Origin of the sequence: Brevundimonas sp., assembly GCF_013823285.1 — a bacterium.
Lineage (GTDB): Bacteria > Pseudomonadota > Alphaproteobacteria > Caulobacterales > Caulobacteraceae > Brevundimonas.
Map to the genome: position 1 here is coordinate 1 of NZ_PNLV01000172.1, position 3136 is coordinate 3136.

At 68.0% G+C, this 3136-nt stretch carries 2 protein-coding genes; both read right to left on the reverse strand.

Going from position 1 to position 3136, the window contains the following annotated elements; genetic code table 11:
- Window positions 1–68: 68 nt before the first annotated feature.
- Window positions 69–2117 (reverse strand): S8 family peptidase, encoded by a 2049-nt coding sequence (locus tag C0461_RS14025; RefSeq protein WP_292107884.1) that lies wholly within the window; start codon window positions 2115–2117, stop codon window positions 69–71.
- 466 nt (window positions 2118–2583) lie between these two features.
- Window positions 2584–3136, reverse strand: a 553-nt coding sequence (locus C0461_RS14030) for an SIS domain-containing protein (protein WP_292107883.1), incomplete at its 5' end; no start/stop codon positions are given.

Sequence of the window (3136 nt, forward strand, 5' to 3'; positions counted from 1 at the left end):
GGCGACGGCGCGGACTATGATCAACGAGGCGGCCGGCGCTGAAGCGCGCCGACCGCCCAGAAGCCTGTCTAGAAGTTCCGCCCCCAGCGGGCCATGAAGGCATAACCCAGCGGCGCGTCGCGGCGGTGAATCTCGTTGCGGATCGCCACCGCCTCCAGGTTCAGGGCTGAGCCGTCGGGCAGGCCGTGGACGCTTCGCAGCGCCAGATCGATCTGGCGACCGCTCGGACTGGCCGAAAAGGTCCTGCGTGAAAAGGTGACCGGGTCGAAATACTCGGCCGGCACGTCCGCAAGCAGAGCGCTGAAGCTCCCGCTCTCTATGCGAAGCGGCTGCGACAGCTCCAGCGACAGGGAACGGCAGCCGAAGCCCAGCCCGAAGCATGTGCCGCCGGTGCCCAGACGCCAGGTGGAACTGGTCGCCTCCCCGTCCAACTCCAGCATCAACCCTTCCATTGCGGTGCGGCCGATTCCGGCTTCGCCCCAGAACTGCAGCCCCTCTGCGGTCTGCCAGGCCCAGCCCACGGAAGCGAATCGCGTTTCGGAGGGCAGGGCGAAGGCCGAGTCCGCCGGAAGGAAACCGCCCAGCGGCGCCAGCCGTTCGTCGAGTACGCCCCCGGCGAGGTTCAGGCGCAGTTGCTGATGGGTGAACGAGGCGCCGACACGGGCGTAGGAAGAGGCGTCTTCCTCCACTGGTCGGAACGCCAGTCGTCGATCCCCGGCTCCCGTTTCAGCCGACAGGGAGACGCGCCCGAGGGACAGGTCCCCCCGCACGGCGCGATCCGCCTGGGCCAGGGCGGCGAAACCGTCGCCCGCTCCGGTGCGGAAGGGCGCGCGGGCGCCGCCTACCCCGCTCCAACTGTTCAGGGACAAAGGACCTGCGGTCACGCCCAGAAGGATTTCCTGGCGCGCCTCATGGCCCATCCAGGGGCCTTCGGACAACTCGAGGCGACGGCCGATGGGCTCAGGCTCGGCCGCGTCGGCTGAGGCCGCGAAGTTCACGGTCATGCCGCCCGGTCCTGTCAGATTCATCCGTGTGGTCTGACTTGAGACCTGCATGGGTATCTGGAAGGTGCGGCGCGGGGCCGTCGGCCAGGCCGCGCCCATATCCATTCGGAACAGGCGCTCGTAGCTGTCGTAGATGATCGTCGCCAGGCCCGGTTGCGCGACGAGTGCATCGCCAAAAGCACCGCCCATGTGAGCTCCGGGCTCCACTCCGATCTGCACACGCTCGCCGGAGGCTGACGGCGTGCTGGTCGATCCGACCGGCTGAAAGGCCCGGGCCAGGTCCAGCAGACCCCGACCGTAGGTCACGTCTATGCCGGACGGACCGAGGTCGGCCGCCGTCTGCAGAAGTATCTCGATGGCGTCCCTTCCGGACAGGTTCGGGAAGGCGTCCAACAACAGGGCAAGGGCGCCCGCCACGTGAGGCGCGGCGAAGGAGGTGCCGTTCACTCGCCAGCAGCTGTCGCCATCACAGCCGGTGATCACGCCCTCCCCAGGCGCCACCAGGTACCTGCTGGCCGAGACGCCCGCCCGGTTGGAGAAGCTCGATATCACGTTGGCGGAGTCAGTGGAGCCGACGACGATGATCCCGCCGGCGAACCGGGGATCGCTGGCGTAGCGACCCGGCCATTCCGGCGAGTTCCCGCCTTCGTTGCCCGCTGCGGCCACGATCACGACCCCGGCGGAAATCGCCTGGAACAGCGCGTTCTCGAAGTCCGCGCCCAAGGGCCCCTCGCCTCCCAGCGAAAGATTGATCACCCGCGCGCCGTTGGCGGTGGCGTACCGCAAGGCGTTGGCCAGATCGGACGAACGGAAGCAGGAGGTGTCGTCCGGATCACTGCACTCGCTGATATCCGCCCGGATCGACAGGATGGTGGACTCATACGCCACCCCGATGGTGCCATAGTTGTTGAACCCAGCGGCGATCACGCCCGCGACCAGGGTTCCGTGATTGTCGTCCCCCTGCGGCTGATTCCGCCCCAAGACGATGTCGGTCGAGGCTGCCGAGATGTTGCCCTGCAAGTCGTCATTGCCGAAGTCGATGCCGGTATCGACGACGCTCACGGTGATGCCCCGGCCAGTGGCGCCGGCGTTGAATGCCGCGATGGCGTTGATCGCGCCGAGCCCAAAGTTCCTCTGATACTCCGCACTGGATTGGGACGGTCCCGGAGGCGGAGGCGGTGGGGGCGGTGGCGGTGGAGGCGGAGGCGGAGGCGGTGGAGGCGGGGTGTTGATCCCGCCCCCTCCCCCTGCGCTGCCCCCTCCGCCACCACCGCAGGCGGCCAACGGAGAAGCGAGGACCAGCACGGACAACGCCATGCCTAGCGGTCGAACCCAACTATTGATGCTCACGATAAACTCCTGCTTCCCACGCTGCGGGCAGCCCTGCCGCGCGCCCCTCGTCCAAAGCATTGTTGGCAGGCCGAAGACTCTCCGTCCAGTTACGCGTGGAGTGAGCCTCCGGAATGCGCGCCAGCCCCAGCCCGCTCCTGAGCCATGGCCAGACGCGTCTGGGCCGCCCTATTCCCACCTGCGGTGGCCTTGGGCGGCGTCGGTCAGGGCGCTGGAGGCGCCCAAGTCGTCATTCCACCGTGACGGACTTGGCCAGGTTGCGCGGCTGATCCACGTCGGTGCCCTTCTCCACGGCCGTGTAATAGGCCAGAAGTTGCACCGGCACCGCATAGATCAGGGGCGCTATGAAGGGGTCGCAGGGCGGAATCTCGATACGCCGCACAGTCGCGCCGTGTGGCGAGGGCGCGCCCCGGGCCGTGATCATCACCACCGGGCCGCCGCGCGCGGCTACTTCCTGAAGGTTCGAGGCGGTCTTTTCGAACACCTCGTCCATGGGGGCCAGGGCGATGATGGGGGTCTCTTTGTCCACCAGGGCGATGGGGCCGTGCTTCAGCTCGCCGGCGGCGTAGCCCTCGGCATGGATGTAGCTGATCTCCTTCAGCTTCAGCGCCCCCTCCATGGCCAGGGGGAACATGGCGCCCCGCCCCAGGAACAGCACATCCGACGCCTTGGCCAGATCCTGGGCGACGGCCCTGATGTCGTCGTCGGCCTGCAGGGTCTCGGCGATCAGGCGCGGCGCTTCGAACAGGGCCTTGACCAGACGCGCCTCCTCGTCCGGCGCC